Origin of the sequence: Flaviramulus aquimarinus, from assembly GCF_039543205.1 — a bacterium.
Taxonomy (GTDB): Bacteria; Bacteroidota; Bacteroidia; order Flavobacteriales; family Flavobacteriaceae; genus Flaviramulus_B; species Flaviramulus_B aquimarinus.
This window is the reverse complement of record NZ_BAABJH010000001.1, coordinates 238,893-257,488: the sequence shown is the minus strand read 5'-3', so window position 1 is coordinate 257,488 and position 18,596 is coordinate 238,893. Positions and strand designations below refer to the sequence as shown.

The window sequence follows — 18,596 nt, the reverse complement described above, 5'->3', positions numbered from 1 at the left end:
AATGAGATTAATAATATTTATTTGTTTAGTTAGTATAAGTTTCGCACGGTCTCAATCTGTTCCATATAAAGAATATCATGATAATGGTAAAATGAAAATGGAAAGCAGTAAAAAAGATGGCAAATTATACGGAGATACAAAGTATTATTTTCCATCAGGAAAGCTTCAGAGAATAGTTTATTATTCTCAAGGGAAAATGAATGGGATAGGAAAGGAATATTATGAGAATGGGCAATTATCTGCATTAGTTAATATTAAAGATGATTTATACCATGGTTCAGCAAAGACATATTCAAAAGAAGGAAAACTATTAAGTATAGGTCATTTTAATAATAACCTGAGGGTAGGAGAGTTTAAAAGTTACCACACAAATGGAATTTTACAAACTATTGGATTTTACAATGAAAATGGCAAGCCAGATAAATTATTTAAAGATTATTATGAAAACTCTGAACTAAAACTAGAAACTAATTACATAAATGGTGTTATAGTTGGAGAAAAAAAAGAGTATTTCAACAATGGACAATTAAAAAATACAAGTATTTATATAAATGGTAAAATTGACGGTGATTATTATTCCTATTTTGAAGATGGAACTTTAAAACTAAAAACACATTTTACAGATGATAAATTCAATGGTAAATACATATCATATGATGAAGATGGAAATATTAGCTCCGAAAAAGAATTTAATCATGGAAAAAAGACGGGTTTACATATTGATTATTATAAAAATGGGCAAATAGGAACACAATCCTATTATAAAGATGATAGACTAGAGGATGATTATTTTTATTATTATAGTACTGGAGAGATATGGGTTAAAGCAGAGATGAATTATGGATACATAGTTAATAAAAAGGTTTATTTAAAAAATGGGAACGTACTATCTGAACAAATAAAAAACACAGATTCTGGCGATTATGATTATAAGAAATACCATGTTAATGGCAAATTACATTCCATAGGAATTATAGCAAATTGGCCACAAGATGCTAAAACAGGAGAATGGGTCTATTATCATACTAACGGAAAATTGTATAAAACAGAGTTATATAGTGATTATGGAGGGCTTATGGATATCATTAACTGTTTTGATGGTGCAGGAAACCCATTAAATAAAGGTACGCTTATTAATGGCAATGGAAAGCTTAACGAATATGATATTAATGGTGAATTAATTAAAACTGATATCTATAAAGATGGTTCCCTAGTTAAAGAGTAATTAATCTAAAATTAAAAACTTAAGCATGATTAGACCATATGTTGAGGATGACCTTAAACAGCTATTAGAGATTTATAATTTCTATGTAATAAATACTATTATTACATTTGACGTTGAACCTTTGTCATTGGAGGTTTTTGCTAAAAAAATAAATAAAATTAATAATCAATATCCTTTTATAGTTTTTGAAGAAAACAAAGAGGTTTTAGGTTATGCCTATGGAAGTAAATGGCGAACAAAACCAGCTTATAACAAAACTGTAGAGTCTACTGTATATGTTAAGCACGGTGAGCAAGGGAAAAGAATTGGAACTAAACTGTATACAGAATTACTTAGTTTATTGAAGCAAGAAAACTATCATATAGTTTTGGGAGGATTAACATTACCGAATGAAGCAAGTATTAGACTTCATGAGAGGTTTAATTTTAAACTGGTAGCACATTTTAAAGAAGTAGGAAAAAAATTTGATAAGTGGCTTGATGTAGGTTTTTGGCAATTAAAACTGTAACCTCCTATTTCCATTTAATATTACATCCAATACTAGGCTTTTGTAGCTGTTTGTTTTCTTTATTTTCTAATAAACAATCTAAAGCATGTCTTAAATCTTTTCCAGTAACTGGAAGCCCGTTGCCAGGTCTAGAATTATCAAGTTGACCCCTGTAAACAAGTTTTAAGTTTTCATCAAAAGTATAAAAATCTGGTGTACAAGCAGCATGATAAGCCTTAGCTATATTTTGAGTTTCATCATACAGATATGGAAATGAATAATGTTCTTGTTTAGCATGGAGCCTCATGTTTTCTGGAGAATCCTGTGGATAGTTTAGTACATCATTACTAGAAATAGCAACAAAGCCAATTCCTTTTTCAGTATAAGTATTAGCTATAGAAACAATTTCAGGGTTTACATGAATTACAAAAGGGCAGTGGTTGCAAATAAACATAATAACAGTACCTATTTCGCCTCTTAGTTGATTAAGATTTAATGTTGAATTTGAAATCGTGTCTATAAGTGAAAAACCTGGTGCTTTTGTACCCAACGGAAGCATGTTTGAAGGTGTTCTAGCCATAATTGTGAAGTTTATTCAAAGTTCGTTAAAATTTGTATTTTTAAGAAATGAATGACATAATAACTTTTGACGATTTTATTAAAATCGATTTACGAATAGGTACTATCATTGAAGTAAATGATTTTCCAGAAGCTAGAAAACCAGCCTATCAATTAACTATTGATTTTGGCGATTTAGGTATTAAAAAATCATCGGCTCAAATTACCAAACTTTACAAAAAAGAAGATTTACTTCAACGGCAAATAGTTGCCGTTATTAATTTCCCTAAAAAACAAATTGCAAAATTTAGTAGTGCATGTTTGGTTTTAGGAGCAGTAAATGGAAATGATGTTATATTGCTTAGCCCGGAAAGTAAAGTGAAAAACGGAAGTGTTGTAAGTTAAACCCAAAAACTTATATGAGTTCATAAAAAAACCGTAATTAAATAGATAACTACGGTTTAAATTATTTTGTTTGATGACTATTAAATATCATCAAAATCTATATCTGTAAAATTTTCAGTAGTTTTTAATTCATCCTCTGTAACTCTAGGGGTTTCGTCATAATCTTTTTTAAAGTCTTTTTGATGGCGTTCGCTAATTACTTCATCACCTTTTTCGCTAATGATATAATCAGTCATTTCAGCTAAAATCTCTTTAAATTCTGAAAAGTCTTCTTTGTAAATATAAATTTTATGTTTTTTGTAATGAAAAGACCCATCGTCATTAGTGAACTTTTTACTTTCAGTTATCGTTAAATAATAATCTTCAGCTTTAGTTGCCCTAACATCAAAAAAATAAGTGCGTCTTCCAGCTCTTAATACTTTCGAAAAAATTTCCTCTTTCTCCATCATACCATTATTGTTCATAATTGAATTAAAATTTATTTTTATAATTCTATCAAAAATCTAAAAAAAAACCGATACTAACCAATAATTAATAAATTTTCTTTTTTAAAAGTTGATTTTTGTTGCGTTTAATTTAAAACCATATCAATTTTAAATTAAGGTTTCATTTAAAACTAATTCTTGAAAAAACATAAAATTCACGAATTATATCTTACTTAGTTGTTGTTTCACTCAATTGCTTTATGTATAAGTGCTTATAATAGCCATCAATATTTATAAGTGTATCATGTATTCCTTCTTGAACAATTTGACCATTATCAAGTACAATTATTTTGTCAGCATTTTTAGCAGAAGAGACTCTGTGGCTAACAATAATTGTAGTTTTTCCTTTAGAGATTTTATCAAGGTTTTTTAATATTTTTTCTTCGGTTTCAGTATCAACAGCAGATAAGCAATCATCAAATAATAATATCTTTGGTGATTTTATAATTGCTCTGGCTATAGAGACACGTTGTTTTTGTCCGCCAGAAAGTGTTATGCCACGTTCTCCTAACTTGGTTTCATAGCCCTTATTGAATTTTATGATGTTTTTATGAACTTGCGCATTTTTAGCAGCCTCAATAACATCATCATCGGTAGCATCATGGTTTCCGAATTTAATATTGGTTTTAATGGTATCTGAAAATAGAAAGGCATCTTGTGGTACATAACCAATGCTATCTCTTAAATCGGTTAAATTAAGTTGGTCGATTTTTGTATCATTAATGGTAATGGTTCCTTTATCAATATCATAAAGTCTTCCTATTAAATCTAAAATAGTTGATTTTCCAGAACCGGTTTTTCCTAAAATAGCCAATGTTTCACCTGCTTTAATATGAAAACTCACATCGTTTAATGCTCGGATATTAGTGTCGTCATAAGTGAAAGAAACCTTATTAAAACTAATGTCTCCCGTAATTTTGGTATGTGAATTAATGGTGTTTTTAATTTCTGGTTCAATCTTTAAAAATTCATTTATTCGTTTTTGTGAGGCTTCAGCCTGTTGTATGATAGAGGTAACCCAACCTACGGTAGCTACCGGCCATGTTAACATATTTACATAAATAATAAACTCTGCTATCGTACCAATACTCTCTATTTCTCCATTAATATATTGCATCCCACCAATGTAAATAACCAATAAATTACTTGTGCCGATAAGTAAAATCATCATAGGAAAAAACCAAGCCTGTACTTTTACTAAGCTTATTTGCTTGGCTTTGCTTTCTGCGGCTAAAGATTTAAAATTTACGGAAGTTTGAGGTTCTATACCATAGGCTTTAATAACTGAAATACCACTAAACGATTCTTGGGTAAACGTAGAAAGCTTAGATAGATATTCTTGAACTATAGTACTACGCTTGTGTATTTCTTTGCTTAATTTATAGATGATAACCGATAAAATAGGCAAAGGTACAATAGTGTATAAAGTCAATTTTGGTGATGCGTTAACCATATAAATAATAACGATAACAAAAAGAGCAAGTGTATTGATGCTATACATAAGAGCAGGTCCTGCATACATACGAACTCTACCAACATCTTCAGTTATTCGGTTCATTAAATCGCCTGTTCTGTTTTTTTTATAAAAATTTAATGAAAGTTTTTGATATTGTTCATAGATTTCATTTTTTAAATCAAATTCTATGTAACGCGACACATTTATAATAGCCTGCCTCATAAAAAAGGTAAGGATACCTCCAATTAATGCAGCGCCTATAATGTATAGAATAGCTTCTGCAAGTTCACTTTCAAAAGCATCTTGAGTAATTAAACCTTTTGTGTGTTTTTCAATAACAACAAAAATTTCTTTTACATATCTAGGTGTGAAAAGTAAAAATATTCTAGCAGCAATGGTAATTAAGGTGCCGACTAAAAGTTGTATTTTGTATTTTAAAAAGTACTTATTTAAGTGTTGTAACTCTTTCATTTACTTAATTAGTCATTGAAGGCAAATATAGCATATTAATGATAATTAAAGCCATTGAAATGATAAGGTAATTGTTAAATATAGCTTAAAACATATTGTGATAATTAAATGAATAATAAAACGCATTTTTTTAAATATAATGTTATTTTTGCGGCACGAAAACCATGAAAAAATTTCATATTTTTTAATCTAAGTTCTTTGTAATTATGCTAAATAGAAGACATATTCGCGTAAAAGTAATGCAAACTATGTATGCCTTTAAAGGTAGCGAGAGTGATGATTTTAGTAAAGACCAAAAGTTTTTATTGTTTAGTATAGATAATATGTACAACTTATACTTGCTATTAATCTCGTTATTGATTGAAGTTCAAAAAAGAGCTGAAAGCGATTTACAAAAGAAACAAAAAAAGCACCTCGCTACTCAAGAAGATAAAGATCCAAACAGAAAGTTTGTCAATAATCAATTATTAAAACTTTTAAATGACAATCTTGAATTAAGAAAACAGCTTGAAAGTTATAAAATCACCAATTGGGGCTTAGACGGCGAGTATGTTGATGTGATATTTAAATCTATAATGTCTAGTGATTTGTATAAAGAATATATGCAAACTAGAGTGTCAGATTTTAAAGAAGATAAAGATTTTATTGTTGATGTATTTAAAGATGTTATTGCGCCAAACGACAAACTTTATGAGTATATGGAAGATAAAAACTTAACGTGGTTAGATGATCTTCCAACTGTAAATACTACTATTTTAAAGTTATTGCGAAAAGTAAAAACAGCATCTCCAGAACACTTTTTTACACCCAAGTTGTATAAAGATGTTGATGACAAACAATTTGCCATTGATTTATTTAAGAAAACACTTTTAAACAAAACGGCCATCAACAAAGAAATAGAGGTTAAAACACAAAACTGGGATACTGAACGTATTGCTAATGTTGATTATGTGTTGTTGCAAATGGCTATTTGTGAACTTAAAAACTTCCCATCAATTCCAGTTAAAGTAACGATTAACGAATATTTGGAAATATCAAAAGAATATTCTACACCAAAGAGTAGCATCTTTATTAATGGTATTTTAGATAAGTTGGTTAAAGAATATGAAGCATCGGGGGCATTAAATAAAGTAGGGCGTGGCTTGATGTGATTTATTAAAACTGTTTAATTTCTGTTAAGAAGTTAACTAAAATTTTTAATCATTTAAATAATTACTATTTTTACGCACCAAATAGTATTAAAACTAACAATAAATAAATAACCTATGAAAAAAGTAATATTAGGATTAAGTACATTATGTTTAATTGCTTTTACATCTTGTAAAGAGAATGCTACTAAACAAATTGATGAAACAAATGTAGCAGCAGCAGCTGAAAGAGATGCAAGTTCATCTAAATTTCCAGTCATTGAGTTTGATAAAACAGAACATGATTTTGGAGAAATTGAAGCTAAAACAGCCGTTTCTACAGTTTTTAAATATAAAAATGTTGGAGATGCCCCTCTAGTTATTACAGATATTAAAAGTTCTTGTGGGTGTACTGTACCACAAGATTGGAGTAGAGATCCATTATTGCCAGGAGGTGAAGGTGAATTCTCTGTTAAGTTTAATGGTAGTGGTACTAATAAAGTTTCAAAATCAATAACAGTTACTGCTAATACAGAAAAAGGTAGTGAGGTTGTTAAGATTATGGCATTTGTTAAACCAGACCCAAATAAAAAACCAGCTATTAAGCCTGTTATGCAAACAGCACCAGCAGTAAAATAAATTTAAGATAATGGGAGAAGGAGGAATCGGTAGTTTATTACCATTTGTATTAATGTTTGTTGTTGTGTATTTCTTTATGATTGCACCGCAAATGAAACGAGCAAAAAAAGAAAAGAAGTTTGCTGCCGAATTAAAGCGTGGTGATAGAGTGATTACCAAAAGTGGATTACATGGTAAGGTTTTAGAATTAAACGACAAAGATGGTAGTTGTGTTTTAGAAACCATGTCTGGTAAATTAAAGTTTGAACGTTCAGCCATTTCTATGGAAATGAGCTCAAAACTTAATACACCAGTAAAAGCTAAGTAACAAGCATGCTTATAATATTTAAAAAGCTTCCTGTTTCAGGAAGCTTTTTTTGTTTTATAGTTTTTGTTTTATTTCTGGGTCAAATTATAATTTGAGGTCAGTTTTAACAAGGATTTAATCCAATTTCAAACGCTCATCACGATTTGCTAATTCCCAAGCAGTATGAAAAATCAACCTTGTTCGTGTTTCCAAAAACTCATAATTAATTTTATCGGGTGTGTCTGATGGCTTATGGTAATCGGCATGGGTGCCATTAAAATAGAAAATTACGGGAATATTGTGTTTTGCAAAATTATAATGGTCGGAACGGTAATAAAAACGGTTTGGGTCGTTATCGTCATTATAAGTGTAATCGAAGTCCATATTAAAATAGGTCTTGTTTACTTCTTCAGAAACATTATGTAATTCTTTGCTCAATTTGTCAGAACCTATAAGGTATAGGTAGTTTTTACCGCTTTCTTCATGCTTTGGATCTACACGTCCAATCATGTCGATATTTAAGTTTACTACCGTATTTTTTAAAGGAAAAATGGGGTCAACAGTAGCATAATAACGCGAACCAAAAAGCCCTATTTCTTCACCAGTTACATGTAAAAATAAGACAGAACGTTTTGGCCCATATCCTACCTTTTCAGCAGCTTTAAAAGCTTCTGCTATTTCTATTATAGCTACAGTTCCAGAACCATCATCATCAGCTCCATTATTAATTTTTCCATTTCTTGAAACACCAATATGATCTAAATGTGCCGAAAGTATAATAATTTCTTCTGGCTTTTCAGAACCTTTTATGTAAGCCAAAACATTTTCTGAATCTTCAATACCACTTTTATTAAAATATGAAGATGGAATTTCTTGGAAATAATCACCTTCTGTAATTGGAGAAGTAATGCCAGCAGATACATAATGATTTTTTATAAACTCAACAGCTTTTTTCTGCCCAGGTTCTCCTGTTTTTCTACCTTCAAAATCGTCCGAAGCATAAGTATAGAGCATATCTTTAAGTTCTGAAGCCGTAATGGTTGTAGCATAAGTTTCTGGATTACCCGTTTTTATGGACTTATTTCTATTTTGTGATGAACTACAAGATGTTAATAATACTGTAGCGCAAAGAAGAATTGTTAGATTTTTCAAACTATAAATTTTAATGATTTAAATACGATATTACAAAAATTGAATTAAGAGACTGATTCTTTTCTGTTTAATTTAACAGTTCATTGTCTTTATCAACGGCCACACGATGCTCTTGATTTGCTATTTGCCATGCGGTAGCAAAGATAAGTTTAATACGTCTTTCCAATAATGGGTAATCTATTTTATCTGCTGTATCACTTGCTTGATGGTAATCTTCATGTTCACCATTAAAATAAAAAATAACTGGAATACCTTGAAGCGCAAAGTTATAATGGTCTGATCGTGAATAATATTTATTACTGTCGTTTTCAGCATTATATTTATAATCTATATTGATATTAAAATAGGCGTTATTTACTTTTTCAGAAAGATAATGCAGCTCTTTACTCAACCTATCTGAGCCTATTAAGTAAATATAATCCTTATTGTTTTTATGGATATCATCAACACGCCCAATCATATCAATATTTAAGTTGGCAATGGTGTTTTCTAAAGGGAAAACAGGGTGTTTTGTATAAAATTCTGAGCCTTGTTTTCCTATTTCTTCTGCGGTTAAATGAAGAAATAAAAGACTTCGTTTTGGACCAAACCCTTCTTGTTTAGCAAGCTTAAAAGCTTGAGCCATTTCCATAAGTGCTACCGTACCAGAACCATCATCATCGGCTCCATTATTAATTTTTCCATTTTCAGAGATTCCCAAGTGGTCTAAGTGTGCCGAAATAATGATAAGTTCATCGGGTTTTTCAGAACCTTCAATGTATGCCAGCACATTTTCAGAACTTTTTATGCCTTTTAAAAAGAAACTTGATGGAATGGTTTGGAAATAATTATCACCTCCAAAAGGCGATTCAATAGTTTCGTTTTGATAGTAAGATTTTAAAAATTCCGCTGCTAACTTTTGACCGGGTTCTCCAACTTTTCTACCTGCAAATTCGTCCGAAGAAAATTTATATAAATGTGTTTTTAACTCATCAGCCGTTATAGTATTAACATATTTAGTTACCAAAGTACTATCGGATAATTGAATACTGTCCTTAAGATTTTGAATTTTAGCAGTGTATTTTGGTGTAGAGCAAGTACCAACTAGTGTAAATAATGAGAGAAAAAAAAAGGTCTTCATTTAGATTAAGTAATTTTTAATTACACACACTTATAATCTAGGTTATGCTCTTTAATAAAAGGGACTTCTAGAATGCAAGTTTTTTTATTGAGTACAAATATATAGATTAAAGAGGAAATCGCTTACTCTTCGAATGGAATATCTTCTAATTCGGTTTCATCAATTTCAATTTCATCAATTTCTAAGCCTTCTAATTCTTCTAAAGCTTCTTCTTCAAGTTTCGTTTCAGTAGCCTCCAACCCCTTTGTACTAGAAACTTCTGTTTCTGTAAAAATAGCTTTATACGTAATAATTATCAACGCCATAATGGTTAAAAGAAATGTAAATTGGATAATTTTTTTTATGTGCCCAGTTTTTTTAGATAAATAAAAGGCAATTAATCCAAATATAAGTGCAGCAATTGCTGGAATAACAGCTAAGTTTGATACTGGTAAAACAGAAAGGATAATGGCTAATATTGAGGCTAGTATGGCTAAGGTTGTAAATAGTTTTTTCATCTGTTGCTATTTATTTATTAATGTCTTAATCCTGTGGCTGACTTTATTTTTAATTCACCATTGCCAACCGGTATTTTAAATTTTCCGTATACAGGGATTTTATTTTCATCAGCAGTTAGCCATAATGTGCCATTAACGGTATTTGAATTAACGGCTTCAATAGCTAGTTTGTAACATACCTTATTGCCAATAGCTGTAGATATGGTGTCTTTGCCTAAATAGGTTACTTTGCCTTTAACTTCCTCTCGATCAAATAAAATAGTGAATATTTTGCTGGTACCTTTAGTTAAATTAGTCATATCAAACGTTCTTAAACTATATAATGTTGATATAATATCTTTAGTACCAGAACCTATGGATACAGTCTTCTTTTCAACCCAATTCCTCTTCTTTTTTTGAATTGTTTTTACTGTTTTTGTTTTATGGCTAAAGGTGTATTTCATGTTCTTATAATAGCTCCCTTCATTAATATCCCTGTTGTACAAATATGGCGTTAATGTTTTAGGACTTACATAGCTTTCATATAAATCTCTAATCTTGAAAAAACTATCCCATTTACTATATGTGGTAGCTGTACATTTTAACCTTAAAAGTGAAGTTTTAGAAGTTTTTACAGCACTAGTTTCCATGGTAACTTGAGCCAAATCTGTCAAAATACCAGACATGTTATAGGATGCGGTATATGTTAATTTTTCGCCAGGACCAATAGCGTTGTTTTGCGCGTTTAACGACAATGAAAAAAAGCATACTAATAAAATAGATATACGCAGCATAAAATTATATTTTAGGTTATAACGTACCAATTAACATTTATTGTGCCGAAAATACAATGCTTTCAATTATTATACTAATTTTTTACACGAATTGCAATGGGTGTTTATGAACTGATAATTGTCATAGTTTTACTTACAGTTGACTGCTATATTTACTTAATAATCAATCTATTCTTGTCATGAAAAACATATTGTTACCTACAGATTTTTCTAAAAATTCTATGAATGCCATTAATTATGCCATGGAATTGTTTAAAGATGAAAGTTGCCTTTTTTATATTTTAAATGTACAAAAGGCATCGTCTTTTATTTCTGATGATATGATGGCAGTAGGTTCGTCAACAACGATTTATAAAACGTTGATTGATGCCGCCAAAAAGTCTATAGATAACATTATTTCAAAAATAAAAGTCAAGCATGGTAACCATGAATTCCATTCTATTGTAGATTATGATAATTTTATTGATTCTATAAACCAAGTTTCTGAAAAACATCAGATTGATTTAATAATTATGGGCACAAAAGGGGCTTCTGGATTGGAAAAAGTGCTTTTTGGAAGCAATACCGTTCGTGTAATGCAGCGTTGTAAAGTTCCCGTTTTAGCCATACCTGATAAGTGTAAGTTTAAAAGTATTGATAAACTTGCTTTTGCCACCACAAATTTAAAACAGTTTAAAATTAAAGATTTAAGAGCATTACATGAAATGATGCTTTTAAATAATTCATTTTTGCATATATTACATCTTGCTGATCAAAATCACTTGGCTTATGATGCTCATGATAATATGGATTTTTTTAAAACCAATTTTATTAAGGCTAAGCATGAGTTTATTGATACCACTAGTGCCGATATGTTTAATACGGTTCATCATTATATAACCAACAACGCTATTAAAATGCTGGCCATCATGAATAAAAAACATTCATTTTTAGAACGTTTGTTTACAACCCATACGGTAGAGAAATTTGCATTTAAAATTGATATTCCGCTTCTGGTTATGCAAATTTCGGATTGATTATAATAATCTGAGAAGAATTTCATATAGTTTTCATTCACCATCTCCATCTGTTTTGCAAATACGGGTATGGAGCCATTAATAATACTATAAGTTTTAGAAATTCAGAATACGAATCTTTTCAATAGGTGTAACATTTTTTGTTTTTGTGCGTCTTATTAGTATCAATCAAATCAATCACCATCATGAGACAAGACAATCAATTATTAGTCATTACCCACTTAAGTCAATTAATAACCTTAGTTACCGGTTTTGGTAGTTTATTATTACCACTAGTACTGTGGCTTACACAAAAGGAAAAAGTGCATCAAATGGATGCGCATGGTAAAAACATTATAAACTTCCAGTTAAGTTTAATACTGTGGTGCATCATTTGTGTACCGTTAATATTATTTTTCGGTTTAGGTCTCCTTGGTTTTGTGGTTTTAGGAATTGTATCATTTATATTTCCTATTGTTAATGCTATAAAAGCGAGTAGAGGCGAAACACCAGTATACCCATTTACATTTACTTTTATCTCTTAGTTTTATTAGTTAGTTTAGTTGAAAGAGATAGACCAAGCGCTCACTTTATGTGGGCGTTTTTTTTGTACTTCCTTGTAGGATATAGGCTAGGGCGTTATTTTGGGTGTAGTAAAGAATAGTTGAATTTTAAGTAATTACGCTTATATATTGTCGGCAGTAGTATTTATTATTTTATAAAATATGTTTTCCAGACTTTTTCTTTCCAAAAGATAAAAATTGAGCCTATTGTAAAGATTACTCCTGTAACAATTCCAACTAACATGTAAGAAGGTTTTTCGGGTATTCTTATACTCAATTCAGAAACAAATGCAGCATAAAGTCCCAATACTGAATAATACATAAACCATAAATGAAAAACCTTATATTTTTTCTGTATGTTTTTAAAGAGTAATGGAATCATTCCTATAATAAGGGTCAATAGACCTGCAACGGCTAATATATGAAAGACACCAAATTCCCCCGAAATGTTATAGATTCCTAAAGCAGCACCACAAAGCAAAATCATTGAAAAAACATAAACATATCCAACTTGTTTATGCTTTTTTGTTCCTTTTGGGTTGAATAAAATGTAGGTGCCTGTAAGTATTGCAATTAAAGAAGTTAAAAAGTGAAACCATCCCAAAGAAGTATTTACAAAATCATGCATTTTTTAATTTGTTTGATTGTCTTTTAAATTTAGTATAATCTTATATAATAAGATTATTTGGTCTTGAATTACCTTCATCTTGATAAATAATTATTGAGTTGTGATATTTGTTTGTCAAGATTTCTTTTCTCATTAATGACAACGCAAAGATAAAGTTTCGGTTCAGTTTTTGGAAAGGTTAGTTTTTTATTCTGACAAATTCAAGTAAGACAAAAAAAGCAGCAACTTTTATTGAGTTACTGCTTTTGTATTGTGAAATTCCCATCCTCATGGGGATTTAATTTAACTATTCAACATTACTGGCATAACTAACATGGTAATTTGCTCACCTTCATCAAGCCCATCAATAGGCGTTAAGATGCCCGCTCGGTTAGGCATACTCATTTCTAACTGTACATCGTTAGAGCTTAAGTTGTTTAGCATTTCAGTTAAAAAACGCGAGTTAAAGCCAATTTGCATATCATCACCTTGATAATCACAAGTTAAGCGTTCTTCGGCTTTGTTACTATAATCAATATCTTCAGCAGAAATATTTAATTCTGCGCCTGCTATTTTCAAACGTATTTGGTGTGTGGTTTTGTTAGAGAAAATACTAACACGACGCACAGAGTTTAAAAATTGATTTCTATCGATCATTAATTTATTTGGGTTCTCTTTTGGAATAACCGCTTCGTAGTTTGGATATTTACCGTCAATTAAACGGCAAATTAATTCTGAATTTTCAAACGTGAATTTAGCGTTACTTTCATTGTATTCAATAGTTACATCATCTTCACTTGCTGCTAAAATACCTTTTAAAAGATTTAATGGCTTTTTAGGCATAATAAACTCAGCGACCTGATTGGCTTTTACATCTTCACGCGTGTATTTTACCAATTTGTGAGCATCAGTCGCTACAAAGGTTAACCCTTCTGTTGAAAACTGAAAAAACACACCGCTCATTACAGGACGTAAATCGTCGTTTCCAGCAGCAAAAATAGTTTTACTGATTGCTGTGGCTAACACATCACCAGTTACGATGGTTTTACTAGGGTCTTCAAGCGCTACAGCTTTCGGAAATTCATTTCCATCGGCGTAAGCTAAAGCATATTTACCATGGTTTGAGCTAATTTCAATAGTATTATTAGCTTCTACAACAAATGTTAAGGGTTGTTCAGGAAAGGTTTTTAAAGTATCTAATAACAAACGTGCAGGTATAGCAATGCTTCCTTTACTATCACTTTCAACATCTAAAGTTGAAGCCATTGTGGTTTCTAAATCGCTTGCCGAAACTGTTAGTCGGGTGTGGTCTAATTCAAATAAAAAATTATCTAAAATCGGTAAGGTGTTAGAACTGTTAATAACGCCACCTAAAACCTGTAATTGTTTTAATAAATAAGTACTCGATACTATAAATTTCATGTGTTGAATTATATTTTTTTACGATCACATGTCACATTTATATAATAACCCTAATAACAAGACATAGGATTCAAGCATAAATGTTTCATCTAATAAACTAAGTTTAATTTAATTATACTTCTTACAAATATATTCCAAACTGCTTATATTTGGAAACAAACTTATTAACATTTAAGAAGCGTATTTTTTCTTTCGAAGGTAGTTGAACACTAAACCAAATAAGGTTAACAACACTAGTGGTAATAAGATGTTTATAAGTTGCCATTTGGTTTTTTGTGCGGCAATTTTTTGCTGATCGAGGAAAGCTATAGCTATTTCTTTTGAACGAATGTTTATAAGTCCGTTATCATCCAATAAGTAATTAACGGCATTAAGCAAAAATTCTTTGTTGCCATAAGTTTGTCCGGTCCATCTGTCAAACCCTAATTCTTGCGGGGTATTTCTAAACACATCATTTTTTATAACATCGCCATCAGCAATAACAATCATTTTTGTTGCAACGCTTTTATTTCTTTCATTTTGAAGTTTAAATGGTTTTATACGGTTGCTGTAAACCGAATTAAATTTGCCCTCTAACAAAACGGCAAGAGATTGATTTCCTGAATTGAATGTTATAGGGTTTTGTTCTTTGGTAACTACTTTTAAACTTACTTCTCTGGGGGTGCCTTCCAATTTGGTTAAAGGGGCTGTTTCTAAAAGAATGGTTTTTTTGATATTGTTTTTTAAGGTATCTATTGGATTGGCGAAATCGAATTTTACTAAATTCAAATTATTAACAATCGGGTGCTTGCTACTGGAGCCTGCTAGTGGTGAATATGGCCATTTTAAATGCTGAAACTGAGATTCGCTACCTTTACCCATAGCCAAAGTAATGGGTGCAGAGTATAACGTACTGACCATTAACGGGTTTATACGTATGCCATATTTAAAAAAGAATTCGGTTAAGTTTAAATCCCTATTTACGGCAAAATTAGTTCCATCAGCGTTATATAAACTGTCTTTTTCCATAGCCACAGCATCAATAAGCCATAGGCTTTTACCGCCATACATAGTGTATTGGTCTAATACTAATTTTTCTTCTTCAGAAAAGGCTTCTGTAGGTTTTGCAGAAATTATTAAATCGAAGGCTTTAATTCCCGTCAGTGTTTTTTGAGGATTGCTAGCTACGCTATCCAGAGTAAACGGTGCAATAAAATAATACTCACCTAGTTTTTTAACAAAGTCAGCAATGTATTTATCTTCTAACTGCTCATTACCTTTTAAAATGGCAATTTTACGACGTTTTGGCTTGATGAGTTTGCTAAACCCATCTGCAAAAGCGTATTCTAAATGCTGTACGGAATTATTAACTAATTCTTGTTGTGTAGTCCCAATTTTATTTTTTACTAAAGGAATACTAACTGTTCTTTCATTATAACTCGCCAAGGCCCAAGGAAAAATAACAGCTTGCGAAGATTTTCCGCTTTCTTGAACGCTTAATTGCATAGGTATTAGCCCACGTTGGGTTAGTTGTTCAATATTGCGTGTTCTGGTAGATTCATCTTCTAACGGATTAATAAAATTGAAAATGATATTTTTGTTTTTTGCAGAAAACTCTTCAAGCAATTGTTTGGTTTCCTTTTTAAGCTTTCTAAATTCTGATGGAAAATCATTACCTTCCAAAAACACGTCTACGACTATGGGCGATTCTAAATCTTTTATAATTGTAATAGTCGACTCGCTTAAGGTGTAGCGTTTATCTGAGGTTAGATCAAAACGTTTGTAAAGCTTGCTACTTATAAAGTTAATTACAATTAAAGCGAGTACAAGTATTGCTATGTATTTTAAGGTCTTATTCAAAAGTCTTTTTTAATTGATAAGGTGTTATAGATTCTACACTATTATTTTGAAATTTAAGCTCGATGCATTCTTGCATGTCATTAAAGGCACCTGGAACAAAGCCCATATTATAATTCCATTTTTCAGTAGAATTTCCTTTAATAGTATCATCCCAGCTAAACCATTCGCTTTTTCCTAAAAGAGTTTCTATTTCGTTTTTTGTTTTTCCGATAAGTAGACTATCGGTTAACATTTCATGGCGCATTTCATAACGTAATTCGGGTTTGTTTTTCCAAGCTTCGGTATCAAAATGTTTTTCATGATGATAACTACTAAAAATGTTCAGCATCGGATAAAACAAATAAAAATAAACTACTGGTGTTAAGATCAAGCTAATTAAAAATGTTAGCCATTTTCGTTTATCAACAGTATTTATAAATAGCCAAACAGCAATAAATATAATAACTAGAAAAACAACAAATAAGGGAGTTACAATCATTTATTTTGCTTATTAATATTGAGCTTGGTTAGTATTAAAAAGAACACGGTAACACTTAAAAAATATAAAATGTCTCTGGTATCTAAAACACCGCGACTCATACTTTTATAATGTGTGTTCATACCTAATTGTTCTATAAAATTACTGGAGGTGAAGTCGGCAAGTGCTTCAAAACCAATATAAAATAAAAAGCAAATAAAAACGGCTGTAATACATGCTACAATTTGATTATCGGATAATGTAGAGGCAAAAATACCAATAGCCGTATAAGCAGCAATTAGAAATAGCAAGCCAAAATAAGACCCTAAAGTGCTACCCATATCTAAATTCCCAATGGGATTACCCAATTGGTAAACGGTATATATATAAAGTAGCGTTGGTGTTAAGGCTATTAAAATTAATAGAAACGCACCAAAGTATTTTCCTAAAACAATATTTAAATGCGAAATAGGTTTAGTCAATAATAACTCTAAAGTACCTTGCTTTTTTTCATCAGAAAAGCTGCGCATGGTTACTGCAGGAATCAAGAAGATTAGTATCCAAGGCGCTAATAAAAAAAATGATGATGCATCGGCAAATCCATACTCAAGGATATTAAATTCACCTTTAAATATCCAAAGGAACAAACCGTTTAAAACTAAAAAAAGACCAATCACCAAATACCCTATTGGTGAAGCGAAAAATGAGTTTATTTCTTTTTTTAAAATGGCTAACATTTATTTTGGTGATTATAAATTCAATTATCAATTATTAACTATCCAAGCGTTTCCAACTTATCAACACTCCAAGCTTCGGCAGGCACGCTAAAAAGGGGTTTTGTTACAGACCAAATCCCTTTAAACAACTCAGATTTTCTATAAACATCTAATGCATCCTCAGAAATCCAATAGCTATAAGTAAAAAATATAGTTGGATCGTTTTTGTCTCTATATAATTCTAAAAAAAGACACCCTTCAAAACTTCTAATCTTCGTTTTGTTTTTATCAAAATTTGAAAGAAAAAATTCAATATTCTGTTTATGGAAACCCATTTTTACTATTCTTACAAACATAAAATATTTTTCTTTTTTATTAAAGATCCCTAGCTTTTGTTATACTTTGTGGTATCTCTTTTCCTTTAGGTATAACAGGGGATGGAATAAAATGAACACTAATAGAATCCATTAAGCCAAGTCCAAGTAGTGTTGATGCACTGCCCGTAGTCTGGCTATTACTTTTATAAACCGCAATTTCTAAAAAATCACCAGAGTTAAAAACCACTAATTTTCGGCCCTCGTCATGGCGTTTATTTTCAATAATTTCAAAATTAACAATATCACTATACTTTTCGTATATTTTTTTAAACGTATAATTACGTGCAGAAATTTCAAAATTCCGTCCTTTTTGAATAGTTTCAAAAAAGCTGCGCTTAATATTTGTTACTACATTGCCATAATTATCAATATAAATAACGCTGCCAATCATTTGGGTTTTATCATCATTTACATAAGGCACTATGTTTTTAATAGGCTTGATTTCTGGAATGTTTTTGCCAATAACCTCAAGTGTGCCACCACGAGCAATATGGCAAGCCACTTTTACAAACACATCCAAAACAGGGAAACTGGTTTGGATTTTGTCATGAATATTGATTTCTACAATTTTTTCAGGTGCAATTTCAGAACAGATCATGCTCATAATGCCATTATTGGCACAAATAAAATAATGATCATCTAGTTTAATGGCAATATGCTTGTTTTCTGGGTTTATTTCAGAATCAATACCTATAATATGAATGGTACCTTTTGGAAAGCTGCTATAGGCATTTTGGATAATGTATGCTGCTTCAGGAATATTAAATGCGGATACAGAATGTGAGATATCAACAATTTTAACATCGGGCAGTTCACTATAAATAGCACCTTTGGTCGCGCCAGCAAAGTGATCTTTTTCTCCAAAATCGGTTGTTAATGTTATGATTGCCATGGGCAAAATTGTTGATATGTTTTTGTCGTTAGGTCACTCAAATTTAT

Annotated in this window: 22 protein-coding genes; 8 read left to right on the top strand and 14 right to left on the bottom strand. The window is 30.8% G+C overall.

Going from position 1 to position 18,596, the window contains the following annotated elements; all coding sequences use genetic code 11:
• Nucleotide 1 precedes the first annotated feature (1 nt).
• Together ABD941_RS01155 and ABD941_RS01150 are read left to right on the top strand one after the other, a co-directional pair.
• The gene (locus tag ABD941_RS01155; protein WP_345272101.1) at nucleotides 2–1,225 is read left to right on the top strand and encodes a toxin-antitoxin system YwqK family antitoxin; all 1,224 of its coding nucleotides are present in this window, start codon (nucleotides 2–4) and stop codon (nucleotides 1,223–1,225) included.
• Between the two features lie 25 nt (nucleotides 1,226–1,250).
• A complete protein-coding gene (locus tag ABD941_RS01150) occupies nucleotides 1,251–1,733 on the top strand; it encodes a GNAT family N-acetyltransferase (RefSeq protein WP_345272100.1) in 483 nt (160 codons plus the stop codon).
• A 4-nt stretch (nucleotides 1,734–1,737) separates the two neighbouring features.
• Here the strand turns inward: ABD941_RS01150 and ABD941_RS01145 are convergent, their stop codons facing one another.
• Nucleotides 1,738–2,292 carry a thioredoxin family protein gene (locus tag ABD941_RS01145; protein ID WP_345272099.1) on the bottom strand — a complete coding sequence of 185 codons (555 nt, stop codon included), beginning with the start codon at nucleotides 2,290–2,292 and terminating at the stop codon, nucleotides 1,738–1,740.
• Nucleotides 2,293–2,339: 47 nt separating this feature from the next.
• Between ABD941_RS01145 and ABD941_RS01140 the strand changes: the two genes are divergently transcribed.
• Nucleotides 2,340–2,675, top strand: coding sequence for a tRNA-binding protein (locus ABD941_RS01140; RefSeq protein WP_345272098.1), 336 nt, complete (start codon nucleotides 2,340–2,342; stop codon nucleotides 2,673–2,675).
• Nucleotides 2,676–2,755: 80 nt separating this feature from the next.
• Here the strand turns inward: ABD941_RS01140 and ABD941_RS01135 are convergent, their stop codons facing one another.
• Complete coding sequence (locus ABD941_RS01135) at nucleotides 2,756–3,139, bottom strand: PUR family DNA/RNA-binding protein (protein WP_345272096.1); 384 nt, start codon at nucleotides 3,137–3,139, stop codon at nucleotides 2,756–2,758.
• Nucleotides 3,140–3,329: 190 nt separating this feature from the next.
• Nucleotides 3,330–5,087 (bottom strand): ABC transporter ATP-binding protein, encoded by a 1,758-nt coding sequence (locus tag ABD941_RS01130; protein WP_345272095.1) that lies wholly within the window; start codon nucleotides 5,085–5,087, stop codon nucleotides 3,330–3,332.
• 206 nt (nucleotides 5,088–5,293) lie between these two features.
• Between ABD941_RS01130 and nusB the strand changes: the two genes are divergently transcribed.
• From nusB to yajC, 3 genes are all read left to right on the top strand, one after another.
• On the top strand, nucleotides 5,294–6,238 hold the full coding sequence (gene nusB / locus ABD941_RS01125; protein WP_345272094.1) for a transcription antitermination factor NusB: 945 nt from the start codon (nucleotides 5,294–5,296) through the stop codon (nucleotides 6,236–6,238).
• Nucleotides 6,239–6,352: 114 nt separating this feature from the next.
• Nucleotides 6,353–6,853, top strand: coding sequence for a DUF1573 domain-containing protein (locus ABD941_RS01120; RefSeq protein ID WP_345272093.1), 501 nt, complete (start codon nucleotides 6,353–6,355; stop codon nucleotides 6,851–6,853).
• 10 nt (nucleotides 6,854–6,863) lie between these two features.
• Entirely contained in the window at nucleotides 6,864–7,160 is a 297-nt protein-coding gene (gene yajC, locus ABD941_RS01115; protein WP_345272092.1) for a preprotein translocase subunit YajC, read from the top strand.
• 114 nt (nucleotides 7,161–7,274) lie between these two features.
• On the opposite strand, the gene ABD941_RS01110 is transcribed toward yajC, so the two are convergent.
• The 4 genes from ABD941_RS01110 to ABD941_RS01095 all read right to left on the bottom strand — a co-directional run bounded on the left by ABD941_RS01110 (nucleotide 7,275) and on the right by ABD941_RS01095 (nucleotide 10,681).
• A complete protein-coding gene (locus ABD941_RS01110) occupies nucleotides 7,275–8,291 on the bottom strand; it encodes a M28 family metallopeptidase (protein ID WP_345272090.1) in 1,017 nt (338 codons plus the stop codon).
• 67 nt (nucleotides 8,292–8,358) lie between these two features.
• Nucleotides 8,359–9,411 (bottom strand): M28 family metallopeptidase, encoded by a 1,053-nt coding sequence (locus tag ABD941_RS01105; RefSeq protein ID WP_345272089.1) that lies wholly within the window; start codon nucleotides 9,409–9,411, stop codon nucleotides 8,359–8,361.
• Between the two features lie 122 nt (nucleotides 9,412–9,533).
• On the bottom strand, nucleotides 9,534–9,908 hold the full coding sequence (locus tag ABD941_RS01100) for an FUSC family protein (RefSeq protein ID WP_345272088.1): 375 nt from the start codon (nucleotides 9,906–9,908) through the stop codon (nucleotides 9,534–9,536).
• 17 nt (nucleotides 9,909–9,925) lie between these two features.
• On the bottom strand, nucleotides 9,926–10,681 hold the full coding sequence (locus tag ABD941_RS01095) for a DUF3108 domain-containing protein (protein WP_345272086.1): 756 nt from the start codon (nucleotides 10,679–10,681) through the stop codon (nucleotides 9,926–9,928).
• A gap of 179 nt (nucleotides 10,682–10,860) precedes the next feature.
• On the opposite strand from ABD941_RS01095, the gene ABD941_RS01090 reads away from it, so the two are divergent.
• A complete protein-coding gene (locus tag ABD941_RS01090; RefSeq protein ID WP_345272085.1) occupies nucleotides 10,861–11,697 on the top strand; it encodes a universal stress protein in 837 nt (278 codons plus the stop codon).
• A 185-nt stretch (nucleotides 11,698–11,882) separates the two neighbouring features.
• The gene (locus ABD941_RS01085) at nucleotides 11,883–12,221 is read left to right on the top strand and encodes a DUF4870 domain-containing protein (RefSeq protein ID WP_345272084.1); all 339 of its coding nucleotides are present in this window, start codon (nucleotides 11,883–11,885) and stop codon (nucleotides 12,219–12,221) included.
• Nucleotides 12,222–12,387: 166 nt separating this feature from the next.
• On the opposite strand, the gene ABD941_RS01080 is transcribed toward ABD941_RS01085, so the two are convergent.
• From ABD941_RS01080 to ABD941_RS01050, 7 genes are all read right to left on the bottom strand, one after another.
• On the bottom strand, nucleotides 12,388–12,867 hold the full coding sequence (locus ABD941_RS01080; protein ID WP_345272083.1) for a DUF2306 domain-containing protein: 480 nt from the start codon (nucleotides 12,865–12,867) through the stop codon (nucleotides 12,388–12,390).
• Between the two features lie 282 nt (nucleotides 12,868–13,149).
• The gene (gene dnaN, locus ABD941_RS01075) at nucleotides 13,150–14,268 is read right to left on the bottom strand and encodes a DNA polymerase III subunit beta (RefSeq protein ID WP_345272081.1); all 1,119 of its coding nucleotides are present in this window, start codon (nucleotides 14,266–14,268) and stop codon (nucleotides 13,150–13,152) included.
• Nucleotides 14,269–14,439: 171 nt separating this feature from the next.
• Complete coding sequence (gene gldG, locus ABD941_RS01070; protein WP_345272080.1) at nucleotides 14,440–16,107, bottom strand: gliding motility-associated ABC transporter substrate-binding protein GldG; 1,668 nt, start codon at nucleotides 16,105–16,107, stop codon at nucleotides 14,440–14,442.
• Complete coding sequence (locus ABD941_RS01065) at nucleotides 16,100–16,585, bottom strand: hypothetical protein (RefSeq protein ID WP_345272079.1); 486 nt, start codon at nucleotides 16,583–16,585, stop codon at nucleotides 16,100–16,102. The genes gldG and ABD941_RS01065 overlap by 8 nt, the downstream gene beginning before the upstream one ends.
• Nucleotides 16,582–17,301 carry a gliding motility-associated ABC transporter permease subunit GldF gene (gene gldF, locus ABD941_RS01060; RefSeq protein WP_345272077.1) on the bottom strand — a complete coding sequence of 240 codons (720 nt, stop codon included), beginning with the start codon at nucleotides 17,299–17,301 and terminating at the stop codon, nucleotides 16,582–16,584. The genes ABD941_RS01065 and gldF overlap by 4 nt, the downstream gene beginning before the upstream one ends.
• 38 nt (nucleotides 17,302–17,339) lie before the next feature.
• A complete protein-coding gene (locus ABD941_RS01055; protein WP_345272076.1) occupies nucleotides 17,340–17,636 on the bottom strand; it encodes a putative quinol monooxygenase in 297 nt (98 codons plus the stop codon).
• Nucleotides 17,637–17,655: 19 nt separating this feature from the next.
• On the bottom strand, nucleotides 17,656–18,549 hold the full coding sequence (locus ABD941_RS01050) for an SAM hydrolase/SAM-dependent halogenase family protein (protein WP_345272075.1): 894 nt from the start codon (nucleotides 18,547–18,549) through the stop codon (nucleotides 17,656–17,658).
• Nucleotides 18,550–18,596 lie beyond the last annotated feature (47 nt).

Excerpts from the sequence above, each read along its gene's own strand:
- yajC (WP_345272092.1), top strand. The coding sequence starts at position 6,864 with ATGGGAGAAGGAGGAATCGGTAGTTTATTACCATTTGTATTAATGTTT.
- ABD941_RS01065 (WP_345272079.1), bottom strand. The coding sequence starts at position 16,585 with ATGATTGTAACTCCCTTATTTGTTGTTTTTCTAGTTATTATATTTATT.
- ABD941_RS01120 (WP_345272093.1), top strand. The coding sequence starts at position 6,353 with ATGAAAAAAGTAATATTAGGATTAAGTACATTATGTTTAATTGCTTTT.
- ABD941_RS01135 (WP_345272096.1), bottom strand. The coding sequence starts at position 3,139 with ATGAACAATAATGGTATGATGGAGAAAGAGGAAATTTTTTCGAAAGTA.
- ABD941_RS01140 (WP_345272098.1), top strand. The coding sequence starts at position 2,340 with ATGAATGACATAATAACTTTTGACGATTTTATTAAAATCGATTTACGA.
- ABD941_RS01095 (WP_345272086.1), bottom strand. The coding sequence starts at position 10,681 with ATGCTGCGTATATCTATTTTATTAGTATGCTTTTTTTCATTGTCGTTA.
- nusB (WP_345272094.1), top strand. The coding sequence starts at position 5,294 with ATGCTAAATAGAAGACATATTCGCGTAAAAGTAATGCAAACTATGTAT.
- ABD941_RS01150 (WP_345272100.1), top strand. The coding sequence starts at position 1,251 with ATGATTAGACCATATGTTGAGGATGACCTTAAACAGCTATTAGAGATT.
- ABD941_RS01155 (WP_345272101.1), top strand. The coding sequence starts at position 2 with ATGAGATTAATAATATTTATTTGTTTAGTTAGTATAAGTTTCGCACGG.
- ABD941_RS01085 (WP_345272084.1), top strand. The coding sequence starts at position 11,883 with ATGAGACAAGACAATCAATTATTAGTCATTACCCACTTAAGTCAATTA.
- ABD941_RS01130 (WP_345272095.1), bottom strand. The coding sequence starts at position 5,087 with ATGAAAGAGTTACAACACTTAAATAAGTACTTTTTAAAATACAAAATA.
- ABD941_RS01055 (WP_345272076.1), bottom strand. The coding sequence starts at position 17,636 with ATGTTTGTAAGAATAGTAAAAATGGGTTTCCATAAACAGAATATTGAA.
- dnaN (WP_345272081.1), bottom strand. The coding sequence starts at position 14,268 with ATGAAATTTATAGTATCGAGTACTTATTTATTAAAACAATTACAGGTT.
- ABD941_RS01090 (WP_345272085.1), top strand. The coding sequence starts at position 10,861 with ATGAAAAACATATTGTTACCTACAGATTTTTCTAAAAATTCTATGAAT.
- ABD941_RS01145 (WP_345272099.1), bottom strand. The coding sequence starts at position 2,292 with ATGGCTAGAACACCTTCAAACATGCTTCCGTTGGGTACAAAAGCACCA.
- ABD941_RS01105 (WP_345272089.1), bottom strand. The coding sequence starts at position 9,411 with ATGAAGACCTTTTTTTTTCTCTCATTATTTACACTAGTTGGTACTTGC.
- ABD941_RS01080 (WP_345272083.1), bottom strand. The coding sequence starts at position 12,867 with ATGCATGATTTTGTAAATACTTCTTTGGGATGGTTTCACTTTTTAACT.
- ABD941_RS01050 (WP_345272075.1), bottom strand. The coding sequence starts at position 18,549 with ATGGCAATCATAACATTAACAACCGATTTTGGAGAAAAAGATCACTTT.
- ABD941_RS01100 (WP_345272088.1), bottom strand. The coding sequence starts at position 9,908 with ATGAAAAAACTATTTACAACCTTAGCCATACTAGCCTCAATATTAGCC.
- gldF (WP_345272077.1), bottom strand. The coding sequence starts at position 17,301 with ATGTTAGCCATTTTAAAAAAAGAAATAAACTCATTTTTCGCTTCACCA.